The sequence below is a fragment of the Noviherbaspirillum aerium genome, from assembly GCF_008929045.1.
Taxonomy (GTDB): Bacteria; Pseudomonadota; Gammaproteobacteria; order Burkholderiales; family Burkholderiaceae_D; genus Noviherbaspirillum; species Noviherbaspirillum aerium.
Window position 1 is genome coordinate 78,625 of the sequence record NZ_VFAH01000009.1, and the last position, 15,369, is coordinate 93,993.

The 15,369-nt window shown below is 61.2% G+C and carries 15 protein-coding genes; 3 read left to right on the plus strand and 12 right to left on the minus strand.

Translation table 11 applies throughout. The features are described from left to right. Genes folK through hda form a run of 4 tightly spaced genes read right to left on the minus strand, consistent with a single transcriptional unit; the run spans position 1 to position 3,190 of the window. The gene (gene folK / locus FH061_RS14700) at positions 1–486 is read right to left on the minus strand and encodes a 2-amino-4-hydroxy-6-hydroxymethyldihydropteridine diphosphokinase (RefSeq protein WP_151636582.1); all 486 of its coding nucleotides are present in this window, start codon (positions 484–486) and stop codon (positions 1–3) included. After that, positions 483–1,844: a polynucleotide adenylyltransferase PcnB gene (pcnB, locus tag FH061_RS14705; protein WP_151636583.1), complete on the minus strand. Its 1,362-nt coding sequence runs from the start codon at positions 1,842–1,844 to the stop codon at positions 483–485. The genes folK and pcnB overlap by 4 nt, the downstream gene beginning before the upstream one ends. Beyond that, positions 1,841–2,509: a histidinol-phosphatase gene (locus tag FH061_RS14710; protein ID WP_151636584.1), complete on the minus strand. Its 669-nt coding sequence runs from the start codon at positions 2,507–2,509 to the stop codon at positions 1,841–1,843. The genes pcnB and FH061_RS14710 overlap by 4 nt, the downstream gene beginning before the upstream one ends. Then, on the minus strand, positions 2,510–3,190 hold the full coding sequence (gene hda / locus FH061_RS14715; RefSeq protein WP_151636585.1) for a DnaA regulatory inactivator Hda: 681 nt from the start codon (positions 3,188–3,190) through the stop codon (positions 2,510–2,512). 163 nt (positions 3,191–3,353) lie between these two features. On the opposite strand from hda, the gene purM reads away from it, so the two are divergent. The 3 genes from purM (at position 3,354) to FH061_RS14730 (ending at position 5,994) form a co-directional block, all read left to right on the plus strand. Beyond that, positions 3,354–4,397: a phosphoribosylformylglycinamidine cyclo-ligase gene (gene purM / locus FH061_RS14720; protein ID WP_151636586.1), complete on the plus strand. Its 1,044-nt coding sequence runs from the start codon at positions 3,354–3,356 to the stop codon at positions 4,395–4,397. Positions 4,398–4,696: 299 nt separating this feature from the next. Then, positions 4,697–5,308 (plus strand): lysozyme family protein, encoded by a 612-nt coding sequence (locus FH061_RS14725; RefSeq protein WP_151636587.1) that lies wholly within the window; start codon positions 4,697–4,699, stop codon positions 5,306–5,308. After that, on the plus strand, positions 5,305–5,994 hold the full coding sequence (locus FH061_RS14730; protein ID WP_151636588.1) for a hypothetical protein: 690 nt from the start codon (positions 5,305–5,307) through the stop codon (positions 5,992–5,994). The genes FH061_RS14725 and FH061_RS14730 overlap by 4 nt, the downstream gene beginning before the upstream one ends. Before the next feature lie 279 nt (positions 5,995–6,273). On the opposite strand, the gene FH061_RS14735 is transcribed toward FH061_RS14730, so the two are convergent. The 8 genes from FH061_RS14735 to FH061_RS14770 form a co-directional block, all read right to left on the minus strand. Further along, positions 6,274–7,152, minus strand: coding sequence for a peptidase (locus FH061_RS14735; RefSeq protein ID WP_151636589.1), 879 nt, complete (start codon positions 7,150–7,152; stop codon positions 6,274–6,276). 104 nt (positions 7,153–7,256) lie between these two features. Further along, complete coding sequence (locus FH061_RS14740) at positions 7,257–8,057, minus strand: transglutaminase family protein (protein ID WP_151636590.1); 801 nt, start codon at positions 8,055–8,057, stop codon at positions 7,257–7,259. Between the two features lie 2 nt (positions 8,058–8,059). After that, the gene (locus tag FH061_RS14745) at positions 8,060–9,022 is read right to left on the minus strand and encodes an alpha-E domain-containing protein (protein WP_151636591.1); all 963 of its coding nucleotides are present in this window, start codon (positions 9,020–9,022) and stop codon (positions 8,060–8,062) included. A gap of 1 nt (position 9,023) precedes the next feature. After that, positions 9,024–10,439: a circularly permuted type 2 ATP-grasp protein gene (locus FH061_RS14750; protein WP_151636592.1), complete on the minus strand. Its 1,416-nt coding sequence runs from the start codon at positions 10,437–10,439 to the stop codon at positions 9,024–9,026. Positions 10,440–10,564: 125 nt separating this feature from the next. After that, positions 10,565–12,601, minus strand: a complete 2,037-nt coding sequence (locus FH061_RS14755; protein WP_151636593.1) for a sodium:solute symporter family protein — start codon at positions 12,599–12,601, stop codon at positions 10,565–10,567. Then, on the minus strand, positions 12,591–12,866 hold the full coding sequence (locus FH061_RS14760) for a DUF4212 domain-containing protein (protein WP_151636594.1): 276 nt from the start codon (positions 12,864–12,866) through the stop codon (positions 12,591–12,593). Before FH061_RS14760 ends, FH061_RS14755 begins: the two co-directional genes overlap by 11 nt. Then, positions 12,866–14,419, minus strand: a complete 1,554-nt coding sequence (locus FH061_RS14765) for a sensor histidine kinase (RefSeq protein WP_151636595.1) — start codon at positions 14,417–14,419, stop codon at positions 12,866–12,868. The genes FH061_RS14760 and FH061_RS14765 overlap by 1 nt, the downstream gene beginning before the upstream one ends. A gap of 8 nt (positions 14,420–14,427) precedes the next feature. After that, on the minus strand, positions 14,428–15,126 hold the full coding sequence (locus FH061_RS14770; protein ID WP_151636596.1) for a response regulator: 699 nt from the start codon (positions 15,124–15,126) through the stop codon (positions 14,428–14,430). Positions 15,127–15,369: the final 243 nt, after the last annotated feature.

Here is a 15,369-nt window from a genome sequence, read left to right on the forward strand (position 1 = left end):
TCAAATCTTCCGGATGGCTTGCGCGGAGACGCCGGGAACGAAGGAGTGCGCCGCACCCTTGCCCGGGATGTCGATGAAGGGATCGATCTGCAGCAGGGGAATCAGCACGAAGGCGCGTTCCGTCATGCGCGGGTGCGGCACCGAGAGCGTCTCGCCGGAGATCTGCTCGCGCCCGTACAGCAGCAGGTCGAGGTCGAGGGTGCGGGGCGCATTGCGGTAGAGGCGCTCGCGGCCGAAATCCTGTTCGATCGCCTGCAGCTGCGCCAGCAGCGCCTGTGCGCTCAGGCCGGTGTCGATCCTGGCGACGGCATTGACGTAGTCGTCGCCGCCCGCATCGACAGGCGCGGTGCGAAACAGGCTTGACTGCGCCAGCAGCGAGGAATCAGGCAGCTGCGCCAGCCGGGCAATCGCCTGTTCGACCTGTTCCTGCGCGTTGCCGAGGTTGGCGCCGATGCCGATGTAGCAGTCCTGACGCCGGCCGCTCATTGCGCCGAACCTTCCGCCGGCGTCTCCTTGGCCTTGCCGCGTCCGCGGCGGCGGCGCTTGCGGGCCGCCGTTCCTTCTCCTTCCGACTTCGGCTTGCGTGCCAGCAGGGCTTCGCGTTCCTCGCCGTCGGCGGCCATGAAGGCGGTCCACCATTCGCCGATTTCCTGGTCGATCTCGCCCGAGGCGCAGCGCAGCAGCAGGAAGTCGTAGCCGGCGCGCAGGCGGGGATGCTCCAGCAGCTTGTAGGGCGATTTGCCGACGCGCCGCTCGAAGCGCGGCTGCATGGCCCAGATGTCGCGCATGTCGGTGGCAATGCGCCGCTGCAGGGCCAGCTTTTCGGTCTGGGTATTGAGCACATCGTCGGCGGCGAGATGCAGCGCGGGAATCGGATACTCGCCGGCCGCCTGGTAGGCGGTCCATTTTTCCAGCACCTGGTGCCAGAGCAGGGAGGCGAACAGGAAGCCCGGCGATACCGGCTTGCCTTCGCGGATGCGCTGGTCGGTGCCGGCCAGCGCCAGGGTGACGAATTTCTCGCCCAGCGGCTGTTCCAGCACGACGTCGAGCAGGGGCAGCAGTCCGTGGTGCAGGCCTTCCTTGCGCAGCTGCTGCAGGCAGGCCAGCGCCTGGCCGCTCATGAGCAGCTTGAGCATTTCATCGAAGACCCGGGCCGCCGGCACGTTGTTGATCAGCGGCGCCATCACCTGTATCGGCGCGCGGGTATGCGGATCGATGTCGAAGCCGAGCTTGGCGGCGAACCGAACCACCCGCAGCAGGCGCACCGGGTCTTCCCGGTAGCGCGCTTCCGGCGTGCCGATGATGCGCAGCGTCTTGTTGCGGATGTCGGCGATGCCCTTGTGATAGTCGAGCACCTGGCGGGTGGCCGGATCGTAGTACATCGCATTGATCGTGAAGTCGCGCCGCACGGCGTCTTCATGCTGTTCGCCGAAGGTATTGTCGCGCAGCACCCGGCCATGTTCGTCCTTGGGCGCATTGTCGGCGGAGGTGCCGCGGAAGGTGGTGACCTCGATGATTTCCTGGCCGAACATTACGTGCACGATCTGGAATCGCTTGCCGATGATGAAGGCGCGCCGGAACAGGCGCTTCACCTGTTCCGGCGTGGCATTGGTGGCGACATCGAAATCCTTGGGCTTGACGCCGAGCAGCAGGTCGCGCACGGCGCCGCCGACCACGAAAGCCTTGAAGCCGGCTTCCTGCAGCGTCTGCGTGACACGCACCGCGTTCGGCGACAGGAGTTGCGGATCGATGCCGTGGTCGTTCGGCCCGAGAATGGCCGGCTGGTTGGGGCTTTCGGTTTTATTCTTTACGCCGAGGATGCGCTTGATAAGCTTTTTAATCATTCGAACAGGGACAGGATGGGCCAGCCTTGTGCGCTGGCATGCGCTCTGAGCAAGGCGTTCGGGTTGGTGGCGACGGGATCGGTGACGGCGGACAGCAGCGGAATATCGTTCTGGGAATCGCTGTAGAAATAGCTGCGCGCGAAGCTGGACAGGGTCTTGCCCCGCGCGGCCAGCCAGTCGTTGAGGTGCACGACCTTGCCGGCGCCGGAAGTGGGAATGCCGAGCAGCTTGCCCGTGATCTCGCCTTCCGGCGTTTCCTCCGGCTGGGCGGCGATCAGGTTGCCCACGCCGAGGGCGGCGGCGATCGGCGCGGTGACGAAACGGTTGGTGGCCGTGATGATGACGACTTCATCGCCGGCTTCCTGGTGGCGCCTGACGAGATCCAGCGCGGATTGCCGAATGCCCGGGCGGATCACTTCCGCCATGAACTGCTCGTGCCATGCATCGAGCTGGCTGCGCGGAAAGCCCGCCAGGGTGCCGAGCGCAAATTCCAGGTACTCGACCGGGTCGAGCGTCCCGGCTTCGTATTGGGCATAGAACGCGGCATTGCGCCGGGAGAAGGCTTCGCCGTCCACGGCGCCGATGCGGACGAGGAACTGGCCCCACTCGTAATCGGAGTCCAGCGGTATCAGGGTATGGTCTAGGTCGAAGAGGGCAATATTCATTTATGTTTTGGGTTCACCTTCGAGTTGCAGCAGGCTGCGCAGCAGCGGCAGGGTGATCGGCCGCTGGGTTTCCAGGGAATACTGGTCCAGGGCATCGAGCATTGCCGACAGCGAGCGCATGTCGCGGCGAAAATGGGTGATCAGATAGGGTAACACGCCCGGGGGAAGGGCAATGCCCCGCGCCTGCGCGGCCTGGGTCAGGGCAGCGATCTTTTCCTCGTCGGTCAATCCGTGCACCTGGTACACCAGGCCCCAGCCGAGCCGGGTGCGCAGGTCTTCCCGCAACTCCAGTCCGAGCGGCGGCCTGTTGCCGGCGCTGACCAGCAGCGCGCCGTTTTCCTTGACCTGGTTGAACAGGGCGAAGGCGGCGATCTGGGCTTCCGCCGGCAAGTCATGGCAATCGTCCATCAGATAGAGGTTGATGCTGTTGTCGAAGACATAATCTTCCGTTGAAGCGCCGGCCGGAATGTAGCGGGCATCCGGGGCGACGGCGAGCGAACGCAAGAGATGCGTCTTGCCCGCCGCGGCCTCGCCCCAGAGATAGATGAAACGGTCGTCGGACACGGCGCCGCCCTGCGCGAAACGCCGCAGGCGCTGCACCAGCTCGGCATTGCGGCCGATGACGAAGGAATCCAGGGTTTGCGGCTTTTCCGCACCCAGGTCAAGCAGTAATTGCCTCATGACGGGAGAGAAAAGCTGCCTGAACGGCCGTATTCCTGCTGGGTAAGGAAAGAAAATGGCATGAAACTGGAAGCTTGCACTGATCGGTTTGTTAAAATAGCGGTTTGGTCGCCGCATTCGGTTATCAACCGCCTATTTTACCGCCTCTGTCCCCAATCTAATCATGAGTTCCACTTCCAACGTCTCCCTTTCCTACCGCGATGCCGGTGTTGACATTGACGCGGGCGATGCCCTGGTCGAAGCCATCAAGCCTTTTGCCAAGCGCACCATGCGCGAAGGCGTGCTCGGCGGCATCGGCGGCTTCGGCGCGCTGTTTGAAATCGGCAAGAAATTCAAGGAACCGGTGCTCGTGTCCGGCACCGACGGCGTTGGCACCAAGCTCAAGCTGGCATTCCACCTCAACAAGCATGACACCGTCGGCATCGACCTGGTCGCCATGAGCGTCAACGACATCCTGGTGCAGGGTGCCGAGCCCTTGTTCTTCCTCGACTACTTTGCGTGCGGCAAGCTCGATGTGCCTTCGGCGACCGATGTCATCAAGGGCATCGCGAAGGGCTGCGAGCTGGCGGGCTGCGCGCTGATCGGCGGCGAAACGGCGGAAATGCCGAGCATGTATCCCGACGGCGAATACGACCTGGCCGGCTTTGCGGTCGGCGCCGTCGAAAAATCGCAGATCATCGACGGCAGCAAGATCATGCCGGGCGACGTGGTGCTGGGCCTGGCGTCTTCCGGCGCGCATTCCAACGGCTACTCCCTGGTGCGCAAGATCATCTCGGTGGCCCAGCCCGACCTGAATGCCGATTTCCACGGCCGTCGCCTCGCGGATGTCCTGCTGGAGCCGACGCACATCTACGTCAAGCCCTTGCTGGCGCTGATCCAGACGCTGGAAGTCAAGGGCATGGCCCATATCACCGGCGGCGGCCTGGTGGAAAACGTGCCGCGCGTGCTGCGCGACAACCTCACCGCCGTCCTGCACCGCGATGCCTGGACCATGCCGCCTCTGTTCTCCTGGCTGCAGCAGCACGGCAATGTGGCCGATGATGAAATGCACCGCGTCTTCAACTGCGGCATCGGCATGGTCGTCATCGTGTCGAAGGAAAATGCGGATGCGGCAGTCGCCCAGCTGAAAGCGGCGGGCGAGACAGTGACGCGCATCGGTGAAATCCGTGAACGCAAGGAAGGCGAAGCGCAGACCATCGTCGTCTGAAGCGGGATGCCAAGGAAAAACGGCTGCAGGGTGCATTGCCCTGCAGCCGTTTTTCTTTGGGCGGCTTGTTTGCGGGAAGATCGAAAGCAGCCTGCATTCACCGCGTGCAAAAAAGGCGCCATGGCCAAGTCAGTCGGACTCAATTGCAATAACTCGGTTACATGTTCTGCACAGAATGCAATTGCCGATAATATATTGCTTAAATTGCAAGCCAAGTGGTTCGGCCTCGAATATTGGATTCCGAATACTGGGTTGTGAAAAACTACCCGGATCGTTCTTCTTATTCACGTGGAATCCCTATGTCTCTGCATCCTCATATCAAGCAGGAAGTCCTGAAAAGCCTTCAAAGATACGAAGGGCGTATCAAGCATCTCTATCTGGATTCCGTAGGCAAAGTGACTATTGGTGTTGGCCATCTGGTCTCCGCCAGATCCTCTATGTCGCCGCTGCCGATGTATAAGCTTGGGGCCAACGGTGCAAATGTTGTCGCCAGCACCCAGGAGAAGCAATCCGAATATGAAATGATAATGCGTCAGCCTGTGGGTTATAGCGCGTCATGGTACAAGAAGCACACAAGGCTTTTTATGAAAGACAGTGATATCGACAGATTGTTGAATGAGCACCTGGAAGTGTTCCATATGGAGTTGTGCCGCATTTACAAGAAGAGTAAAGGCTATCCGAATGATTTCGATAAGCTGCCGCACAGCGTTCAGATTGCTTTATTCGACTTGATTTTTAATCTGGGGGCACACGGACTGACGCACAAATTCCCGGTATTGAATGCCTGCCTCATGGCTGGAGACTGGGCGCGCGCTGCTCAACAGTCCCACCGTCCGCAGCTGAGTATGGCGAGGAACCAATATGTCATGCAGTTGTTTCTTTCCGTCGCCAGGGAAGAGGCGGTGCAATGATCGGCTTCCAATGGCGTCTCATACTGGCCCTGACGATATTCTCCCTGACGGTAGCGGCCACAGGACAGGTCAAACCTTCCATTCCGCAGCGCATGTTCAATCAACAAGCGTTTGTCGGGCTTATCAGCGACGTTCCTCCCGCTGTATATGCCACTGCAAAATTGGATTACGAACTGGATGGCGCTGACGGCGTGATGCATTTTTCAAGTTGCCAGGAAATCGAGAATACCGATGGGAAGGCGATCATCGAATCACAATATGGGCTGTTCCGTCTCCTCACAATGAACTGCCTTGCATTGAGGCGCCATACCGAGGGCCTGGACGCGACGCGCAGCTACTTCCCATTGCAGTTGTCGGGTTCGTTCGTGGCAACGCTTCCAGCGACAGTGACGGTAGACATCGGCGGCCAGAATATCGAATCGAAGGCGGAAACTCCCTTGCGGGCCGCTCAAAAGGGCTGGCGCGCTTCCCGCGCCCCGCATGGCGGAATAAAAATAATAACGGAAGGCGATGAGCGGACATATTTAATTATGTCTCGCGCCGACTTTGACCGCGACGGCAATGAGGATTTATTGATTCGAATAGACTGGGCGGCCCGCAATGGATCGGGTAGGGCGTTTGATCTTGTCCAGTTGTCGAAGACCTCGGCAAACGGCCCGATTCTTGTCAGCTGGCGCGCGCATTAGAGCGGTTTCGCCTAGGGTCTGTTCACACTTGATTCGGGAGTGCGAAGGTACCGTAGACGTTGCAGGGCCAGGCACGACGACGCATCGTAGCGGTGCTGCGACAAGGAGGACTTGGCGTCCCCTTGTAACGCCGCCACGCGTCACCGCCAACACGCGTTATGGTGCGAACGCATCTCCCGAATCAAGTGTGAAGTGTGAACAGGCCCTCGACCAGGCCGGTCAAGGTCAAACCGATCCCGACACTGCGGACAGCGAGTGGCGTCAGCCTTTCACCGCCGATCAATGCTGCTGCCGCGACCGGTTCTGCTGGGCCAGGCTCTGGAGCGGGGCGGGGTGCACATCGGTATTGGCGACACTCTGCGGCGGCGGGACGCGCACCGGCTGGTTGCGTACCGCGGTGGTGGACAGCACATTGGCCTGGGCATCCGGCGCCGCATTCCATACCGGGTCGTCGATGCTCTCGAACACCCTCTTCAACTGCTGGCCCCAGGTATCGCGGATCATCTGGAAATACTGATTCTTTTCGTCGATCGTGACGAAGCGCGTGACGGCCAGCGAATCCTTTTCATAGATGAGCAGGTCGAGGGGGAGGCCGACCGAAACATTGGACTTCAGGGTCGAATCCATGGAAATCAGCGCGCATTTGGCCGCTTCGTCGAGGCTGGTCGCGGGCGTGATGACGCGGTCGATGATCGGCTTGCCGTACTTGGCTTCGCCAATCTGGAAATAGGATGCTTCGTTCTGCGCCTCGATGAAATTGCCGGCCGAATAAATCTGGAACAGCCGGCAGCGCTCGCCGTTGATCTGGCCGCCAAGCACCAGGCTGACATTGAAATCGATGCCGAATTCGCGCAGCGACCGCGCATCCCGTTCATAGACGGCCCGCACCGCTTCGCCGACGATCTGCGCCGCTTCATCCATGCTGCTGGCCGTCCAGATGCTCCTGCCGCCGGTCGCCGCCGGATGGCTCAGCATCTGGCGCACTGATTGGGAAATCGACAGGTTGCCGGCGCTCATCAGGACCATCATGCGGTCGCCGGGATTCTCGAACACCGTCATTTTGCGGAAGGTGCTCACCTGGTCGACCCCGGCGTTGGTGCGCGAGTCGGACAGGAACACCAGCCCCGAATCGAGGCGTATGGCGACGCAATAAGTCATGGTTGCAAGCGGGAATGCAAAATCGGGATTTTACAGGATGCCCCTGTGCTTCTGTCCGAATCGGTGCCCCGCGCCACATCTTTTGCCGGCATGCAACAGGATTGTCAATTCATTACGATGTCGACCCTGACATCCAGGGTTTCGGTGCCGCCCCCGCGGCGTACTCCGCGGATGGGCGCCGCGGAATCGTAGTCGCGCCCGATCGCAAGCCGGCACAGCGATGCATCGGCATAGCGCGCATGCGTGATATCGATGCTGCACCAGCCCGCGTAGCCGCTTTCCTCGACCCACACGTCCACCCAGGCGTGGCTTTCCGCATGGCTGGTGTTGCCCGGATCGATGTAGCCCGAGACATAGCGCGCCGGTATGCCTTGCACATGGCAGCAGGCGAGGAAGAGATGGGCATAATCCTGGCATACCCCCCGGCCGAGCTTGAGCGCCTCGGCTCCCGTCGACGTGACCACCGTGGCGCCGCTCTGATAGGTCACCTTGTCGCGGATGGCGTCGGCAAAGGCAAGCAGCTGGCCGCCGTCGGCGCGCTGCGGCAGAAAGCTCCGGGCGAATTCCGCGACGGCCTCGTCGGCTTCGGTCAGCCGTGTCGGCACGGTGAATACCAGCGGCGAAAAACCGGAGGCGTCCGGCAGCCGCCCACGGTCGAGCGGCGCGACATCGACGATGCCTTCCGCGACGATCCGCACCTCGTCGTGCTGTCCCGTGATGGTCAGCATGTGGCAGGGATTGCCGAAGGCGTCGGTGAAGCCATGGCGCCGTCCGGTCGTGGAGATGGACCATGAGCGCACCTGCTGATGGGGCTCGATACGCGGCGACAGGCGCAGCTGCTGGATGGTGTAGCTTTGCGGTGCGGTGTAGTGGTACACCGTTTCGTGGCGGATGGAGAGTGTCATGGTCATGCCGCCAGCGGAACGAGAAAGTCGCGGCTGACACGATTGCCCAGTTCATAGATACGTTCGAGAAACTGGGTCAGGTAATCATGCAGGCCGTCCTTCAGGATTTCATGGATGTCCCCGAACTTCAGCTCGGAATGCAGCCGGCCGGCAAAGCGTTCCGTGTTGGCGGAGACATCGTTGCGCACATGCTGCAGGTTATTGACCACCTCTTCCAGGCAGGCGAGCAGCGAGCGGGGCATGTCGCCGCGCAGCATCAGCAGCTCGGCCACCCGTTCCGGCGTGATGACGTCCCGATACACTTTCCGGTAGATCTCGAATGCCGATACCGAACGCAGAATCGCCGCCCAGTAGTAGAAATCGCGGCGCGATTCTTCCTCGGGTGGTTCACTGGCGTCCGCATTCAGGGCCGTGCCGTGAAACTTCACATCCAGGATGCGCGCGGTGTTGTCGGCGCGTTCAAGGAAGGTGCCGAGGCGGATGAAGTAGAACGCCTCGTCCTTGAGCATGGTGCCGATGGTGACGCCGCGGGACAGATGGGAGCGGTACTTGACCCATTCGAAGAACTGGCTGGGATCGCGTTCGAGAAGACGGCTGCGCAGCTTGTTCTGCAGTTCCAGGTAGGTCGCATTCTGCGTTTCCCACACTTCGGTGGTCAGCGTGCCGCGCACGGCGCGCGCGTTTTCCCGCGCCTGCGTCAGGCACGACACGATGGACGAAGGATTGTCCGGATCTCGCACCATGAAGTCGAGCACATCCCTGGCGGTCAGCAGGCCATACTTGTCATCGAAGGCCTGCATCAATTCGGAAATGCCCAGCATCGCCCGCCAGTTCTGTTCGGCGGCATGCGCGGACTGCGGCATCAGCGCGGTTTGTACATTGACGTCCAGCATGCGGGCGGTATTTTCGGCCCGCTCGGTATAGCGGGCCATCCAGAACAGGTGATCGGCAGTACGGCTCAGCATCTTATTTCTCCAAAACCCAGGTGTCCTTGGTGCCGCCGCCTTGCGACGAATTCACCACCAGCGAGCCTTCCTTGAGCGCCACGCGCGTCAGGCCTCCCTTGACCATGGATATCGTCTTGCCCGACAGGACAAAAGGCCGCAGGTCGATATGGCGGGGCGCCACGCCCGACTCTACATACGTCGGGCATGCCGACAGCGCCAGCGTGGGCTGGGCAATGTAGCCGTCGGGCCTGGCGATGACGCGTTCACGGAAGGCTTCGATTTCCGCCTTGGTCGACGCCGGCCCGACCAGCATGCCATAGCCCCCCGCGCCGTGGACTTCCTTGACCACCAGTTCGGACAGGTGGGCAAGGGTATATTCCAGGTCTTCCTTCTTGCGGCACTGGAAGGTCGGCACATTGTTCAGGATCGGTTCTTCCGACAGGTAGAACCTGATCATCTCGGGCACGAAGGGATAGATGGACTTGTCGTCGGCCACTCCGGTGCCGATCGCATTGGCGAGCGTGACCCGGCCGGCGCGGTAGACGGACAGCAGGCCCGGCACGCCGAGCGAGGAGTCCGGCCGGAATGCCAGCGGATCGAGGAAGTCGTCGTCGATGCGGCGGTAAATCACGTCGACCCGTTTCGGTCCCCGCGTGGTGCGCATGAACACCGCATTGTCATCGACGAACATGTCCTTGCCCTCGACCAGCTCCACGCCCATCTGCTGGGCCAGGAAGGCATGTTCGAAGTAAGCCGAGTTGTACATGCCCGGCGTCATGACCACCACGGTCGGATTGATGACGCCGACCGGCGCCACCGAGCGCAGATTGTCGAGCAGCATGTCGGGATAATGGGCGACCGGGGCGACCTTGTAACGCGAGAACAGCTCGGGGAACAGGCGCATCATCATCTTGCGGTCTTCCAGCATGTAAGACACGCCGGACGGCACCCGCAGATTGTCTTCCAGGACGTAGAACTCGCCTTCGCCGGCGCGCACGATGTCGATGCCGGCGATATGCGCATAGATATCGGAGGCGACGGAAATGCCCTGCATCTCGGGCCGGTATTGCGCGTTCCTGAACAGCTGGTCGGCCGGAATGACACCCGCCTTGACGATGTTCTGGTCATGGTAGATGTCGTGAATGAACATGTTCAGCGCCTTCACCCGCTGCACCAGTCCGGTTTCCAGCGTGTTCCATTCGGCCGCCGGGATGATGCGGGGAATGATGTCGAAGGGAATCAGGCGCTCGGTGCCGGCGTCGTTGCCGTAGACGGCGAAGGTGATGCCCACCCGGCGGAAGATCAGGTCCGCTTCGCCGCGCTTGGCCGCGACGGTATCCGGGGTCTGCTCGTTCAGCCACGCCTTCAGTTCGCGATAGTGTTCCCGCACCTGCGCTGATCCGTCCGAATACATCTCATTGAAAAAATTGGGCATGGCCTGCTCTGTTTGCAAATTCAATTAAGGGAAACAGCTGAAGCTTAGCGCAATGGAGCTGTCCGCTCGCTGCGCTTCGTCATGCTTGATGCCAGAACCGTGCCAGCGGGAATGCCGGCACGGTTTCAGGGCGTGCGGATGTGGTCGACCAGAGCGCTGGTGCGCTGATCCGGTGCCCGTGTCAGCAGGCTGACCAGCGCGATGACGGCGAATCCGGCAGGCACCCCGAAGACGCCCGCGGAGATCGGCGCGATGCCGAACCACTGGTTGGCTGCCGAGCCGCCGAGCGCAGGGTAAGTGCGGACCATGTAATACACGCAGATGGTAAAACCGGTCAGCATGCCGGCGATTGCACCTTGCTGGTTCGCACGTTTCCAGAAAACGCCCAGTACGAGGGCGGGAAAGAGGGCCGATGACGCCAGGGAGAAAGCCGCGCCCACCATCGACAGGATGTCGCCGGGCTTGAGCGAGGCGGCATAGGCTGCCACCAGCGCCACCACCAGCAGCAGCAGCTTGGAGATCGTTACCCGTTTCTGGCTGGACGCCTTCGGATCGACCGTCTTGTAATAGATGTCGTGCGACAGGGCGTTGGAAATGGTCAGCAGCAGGCCGTCGGCCGTTGACAGCGCCGCCGCCAGGCCGCCGGCGGCGATCAGGCCGGAGATGACATAGGGCAGGCCGGCGATTTCCGGCGTGGCAAGCACGACGATGTCGCCATCCATGACGATCTCCGCCAGCTGCACGATGCCGTCGCGGTTCATGTCGGTGATCATGACCAGCGGATTGATCTTGTCAATGCTGGCCCAGTACGACACCCACGCCGGCAGCTTCGAAAAGGAAGTGCCGACGAGCGAGCTGTAGATGTCGTACTTCACCAGCACCGCCAGCGCGGGCACGGTGATGTACAGCAGCATGATGAAGAACAGCGACCAGAATACCGAACGGCGCGCCGCCTTCACCGTGGGCGTTGTATAAAACCGCACGAGAATATGCGGCAGCGCCGCCGTGCCCATCATCAGGCACAGCACCAGGGCAAGGAAATTATTGCGCTTGTTGTCGGAAGCTTCCTTGGTCTTGCCCGGAAACGGCTCTTCATGCGCTACGATGGGTTCCGCCCTGGCCAGGTTGTAGGCGCGCGCCTCCGTCCACTTCCGGCTGGCTTCTGAGGGATCTTTCGGATAATTGGCGAGCGCGCGTCCGGCCGCCTTGATCTCGATGAGCGAGGCGTTGCTGCGCTTGAGATTGTCGACATGCCATTGGGCGTCCTGCAGGCCTTCTTCCCATGACTTGGGCAGGGCCTTGAGTTTTTCCTCGTATTGCCTTGCGCGTTCCAGAAAAATCGTCCGGACCTGCTGTTCTCCCGCATCGAGATTCAGCTCCTTTTCCCTTTCGCTCAGTTTCGCCAGCGCCGAGCCATAGGCCACCTGGGGAATCGGAACGCTGGTATGTTTTGCCGACAGCCAGACCACGGGGATCATGTAGGCGATGATCATGATGATGTACTGCGCCACCTGGGTCCAGGTGATGGCGCGCATGCCACCGAGGAAGGAGCAGACCAGGATGCTGGCCAGGCCGAGGAAGATGCCGACCGAGAAATCGACGCCGGTGAAGCGCGAGGTGATCAGGCCGACGCCGTAGATCTGCGCAACCACGTAGGTGAACGACACCAGCACGGTCGCGATCACGCCAAACACGCGGACCAGGCTGCCGTTGTTGCGGCCGGAATAGCGGACGGCAAGGAAATCGGGAATCGTGTACTGGCCGAACTTGTTGAGATACGGCGCGATCAGCAGGGCGACAAGACAGAAGCCGCCGGTCCAGCCGAGGATATAGGCAAGGCCGTCGAATCCCAGCACGTACAGTCCGCCGGCAAGGCTGATGAAACTGGCCGCCGACATCCAGTCCGCGGCGGTCGCCATGCCGTTGAACAATGGCGGCACGCGGCGGCCGGCGACATAGTATTCGGAGACATCCGAAGTGCGGCTGAGCACGCCGATGCCCGCATACAGCACGATGGTCGAAAACATGAACATGTAGCCGATCCATGCGCGCGGGAAGCCTTCCTTTTCCAGGATCGACAATGCGGCCAGGAAGGCGACAAAGCCCAGTGTGTACCAGCCGTAGTAACGGATCAACCGATGGAAGAATCCGTTATGCGGCATCGCGGATCTCATTTTCCAGCAGCCGGTCGAGCTTGCCCATGCGCCGGACGTAGACGGCAATGATCAGGAGGTAGAGTACGGTCAGGCCCTGTCCCGCCATGTAGAACGAAACCGGCCAGCCGAGGATGGTCAGCGCGGAAAATTCACGGGCGAAAAAGATGAAGACGAAGGTCGTCAGGAACCAGGCAGAGACCAGTACGGCCGTCAGGCGGCGCGTGCGACGCCAGTAAAGTGCGCGTTTGTGAAGGATTTTTTCGGCACTCATCAGCCTATGTCCTCGATGAATTCGGGACGCTGTTCCATGCGCATGGTGACGCGGAACAGACAGCCGGGATGTTTCGGATCATGGGAGTGGGGATTGTTGAAGATATCGACGATGGCGTTATGCTGCTGGGTGATTTCGCGCACGATGGCCAGGCCAAGTCCGCTTCCTTCCACATTGCTGCCGAGAATGCGGTAGAAGCGCTCGAACACATGGGCACGCTCGGCGGGCGGAATGCCGGGACCGGTATCTTCCACTTCCAGGATCGCCTCTTCTTCCGCGGCGTTCGCCCGCACCCGCACGGTGACGCTGCCGCCCGCCGGCGTGTAGCGCAGCGCATTGTCGATCAGGTTGGTCAGCATCTCGCGCAGCATGATGGGATTGCCCCTGACCATGATCGGATGTCCCGGCTGCTCGAAACCGAGATCGATGCGGTGCGCAAAGGATTGCTGCACCCAGTCGTGCACCACGTTGCGCGCCAGTTCCGACAGTTCCACCGGCACGAACGAGCCGGACTCGGGGTTCTGGTTTTCCGCGCGGGCCAGCGACAGCAGCTGGTTGACCAGGCGCGTCGCCGTTTCCGAGCTTTTCGACAATTGTTCCAGCGAGCGATGGATTTCCTCCGGCCGCTCTTCCCGCAAGGCCAGCTCGGACTGCATGCGCATGCCGGCCAGCGGGGTCTTCATCTGATGCGCCGCATCGGCGATGAAGCGCTTTTGCATCTGGATGCTCTGCGACAGCCGTTCCAGCATCTCGTTGAGCGAGCGCACAAGAGGGGAAATTTCCTCCGGCACCTGGCCGGAATCGATCGGGCTCAGGTCGTCGGACCGCCTGGCGCGGATGCGCTGCTGCAATTCTGCCAGCGGCGACAGTCCGCGCGAGAGGGCGAACCAGACCAGCGCCAGGGCGATCGGCAGGATGATGAACTGCGGCAGGATCACCCCCTTGATGATTTCATTGGCCAGAAACGCCCGCTTGTCCAGCGTTTCCGCGACCTGGATCAGGGCGACCATCGGCTCTCTCTTGCCGTTCGGGGGCGTGCGCGTCCGGCGCAAGTCGACGTAGACATACGCGACCCGCACATCCGTGCCGCGCATCGTATCGTTGCGGAACTGGACTGAGCCCGACACCGGCTTTTCCTCGTCGACCGGCAGCGGCAGCTCCCGGTCGCCGTCGATCAGCTCTCCGCCGGGGCCGATGATCTGGAAGAAGATGTTGTCGATATCATCGGCGCGCAGGATATCCCTTGCCGCTCCGGACAGCGGCGCGACGACCTTGCCGTTGACTTCCTTGACCTGCTGCGCCAGGACGATGACGTTGTCGTCGAGCGCGCGGTCGAAGGGATGGTTGGCGATCGATTTCGCGACCAGATACGTAATCGCTATGCTCATCGGCCACAGCAGCAGCAGGGGCACCAGCATCCAGTCGAGAATTTCGCCGAACAGCGAACGCTGGATGCGCTCTTCGGGCTGGGTGGCCACCTGGTCATACAGGTTGGACGATGTCGCGGCAGGACTTTCCTTGCCATCGGCATCTGCATGACGTGCTTCATTCATGGGAAACTTCAGTTGGGCGGCGTGGCGTGATGAGCGGCATCGGAGAATTTTTCCAGGCAGTAGCCCAGTCCGCGAACGGTGGCGATCCGCACGCCGCCAACCTCGATTTTCTTGCGCAGGCGATGCACGTAGACTTCGATGGCGTTGTTGCTGACCTCCTCGCCCCATTCGCACAAATGGTCGACGAGCTGCTCTTTCGACACAAGGCGGCCGGTTCGCTGCAGCAGGACTTCCAGCAGGCCCAGTTCCCTGGCTGACAGGTCGAGCATCTGCTCGTTCATGTAGGCGATGCGGCCAACCTGGTCATAAGACAGGGGCCCATGCTTGATGACGGTAGGTCCGCCCCCCGCGCCGCGCCGCGTCAGTGCGCGCACCCGCGCTTCCAGTTCGGACAGGGCGAAAGGCTTGGCCATGAAATCGTCCGCACCCAGGTCGAGCCCCTTGACGCGCTGCTCGATCGAATCGCCGGCCGTCAGGATGAGCACCGGCAGCCGGGAATTGCGGGCCCGCAGCCGCCGCAGGACTTCAAGACCGGGCATCTTGGGCAGGCCGAGGTCGAGTATCAGCAGGTCGAAATCCTGGGTGGACAGCGCCGAATCGGCTTCCTGTCCATTCTTGACGCAGTCGGTCGCATAACCGGACTGGCGCAGGGAGCGGGTGAGCCCGTCGGCAAGTACACTATCGTCTTCGGCAAGCAGGATGCGCATGGTCAGGACCGGCAATCAGAGTAGGACAAGTCTATTGCTTTTCGTTAATACCATCAAGGCGCTTCAAGGGGCATGTGACGGTACACTGATATTCATAGTAGTCAACTTTGCACCAGATGAAAATCGGTGAAATTTGGTGCTTGCGCCAATCACTGTTTTTTTATACAGTACGTCTTGTGACATTGAAGGCCGCCTCCAGATAAGAGACTCAGCTCATTCAGCTCCATTTGAATACTTAACCGT

Bases quoted from the DNA above. Each gene is read 5' to 3' on its own strand.
- folK (WP_151636582.1), bottom strand. From the start codon at position 486: ATGAGCGGCCGGCGTCAGGACTGCTACATCGGCATCGGCGCCAACCTC.
- pcnB (WP_151636583.1), bottom strand. From the start codon at position 1,844: ATGATTAAAAAGCTTATCAAGCGCATCCTCGGCGTAAAGAATAAAACC.
- FH061_RS14710 (WP_151636584.1), bottom strand. From the start codon at position 2,509: ATGAATATTGCCCTCTTCGACCTAGACCATACCCTGATACCGCTGGAC.
- hda (WP_151636585.1), bottom strand. From the start codon at position 3,190: ATGAGGCAATTACTGCTTGACCTGGGTGCGGAAAAGCCGCAAACCCTG.
- purM (WP_151636586.1), top strand. From the start codon at position 3,354: ATGAGTTCCACTTCCAACGTCTCCCTTTCCTACCGCGATGCCGGTGTT.
- FH061_RS14725 (WP_151636587.1), top strand. From the start codon at position 4,697: ATGTCTCTGCATCCTCATATCAAGCAGGAAGTCCTGAAAAGCCTTCAA.
- FH061_RS14730 (WP_151636588.1), top strand. From the start codon at position 5,305: ATGATCGGCTTCCAATGGCGTCTCATACTGGCCCTGACGATATTCTCC.
- FH061_RS14735 (WP_151636589.1), bottom strand. From the start codon at position 7,152: ATGACTTATTGCGTCGCCATACGCCTCGATTCGGGGCTGGTGTTCCTG.
- FH061_RS14740 (WP_151636590.1), bottom strand. From the start codon at position 8,057: ATGACACTCTCCATCCGCCACGAAACGGTGTACCACTACACCGCACCG.
- FH061_RS14745 (WP_151636591.1), bottom strand. From the start codon at position 9,022: ATGCTGAGCCGTACTGCCGATCACCTGTTCTGGATGGCCCGCTATACC.
- FH061_RS14750 (WP_151636592.1), bottom strand. From the start codon at position 10,439: ATGCCCAATTTTTTCAATGAGATGTATTCGGACGGATCAGCGCAGGTG.
- FH061_RS14755 (WP_151636593.1), bottom strand. From the start codon at position 12,601: ATGCCGCATAACGGATTCTTCCATCGGTTGATCCGTTACTACGGCTGG.
- FH061_RS14760 (WP_151636594.1), bottom strand. From the start codon at position 12,866: ATGAGTGCCGAAAAAATCCTTCACAAACGCGCACTTTACTGGCGTCGC.
- FH061_RS14765 (WP_151636595.1), bottom strand. From the start codon at position 14,419: ATGAATGAAGCACGTCATGCAGATGCCGATGGCAAGGAAAGTCCTGCC.
- FH061_RS14770 (WP_151636596.1), bottom strand. From the start codon at position 15,126: ATGCGCATCCTGCTTGCCGAAGACGATAGTGTACTTGCCGACGGGCTC.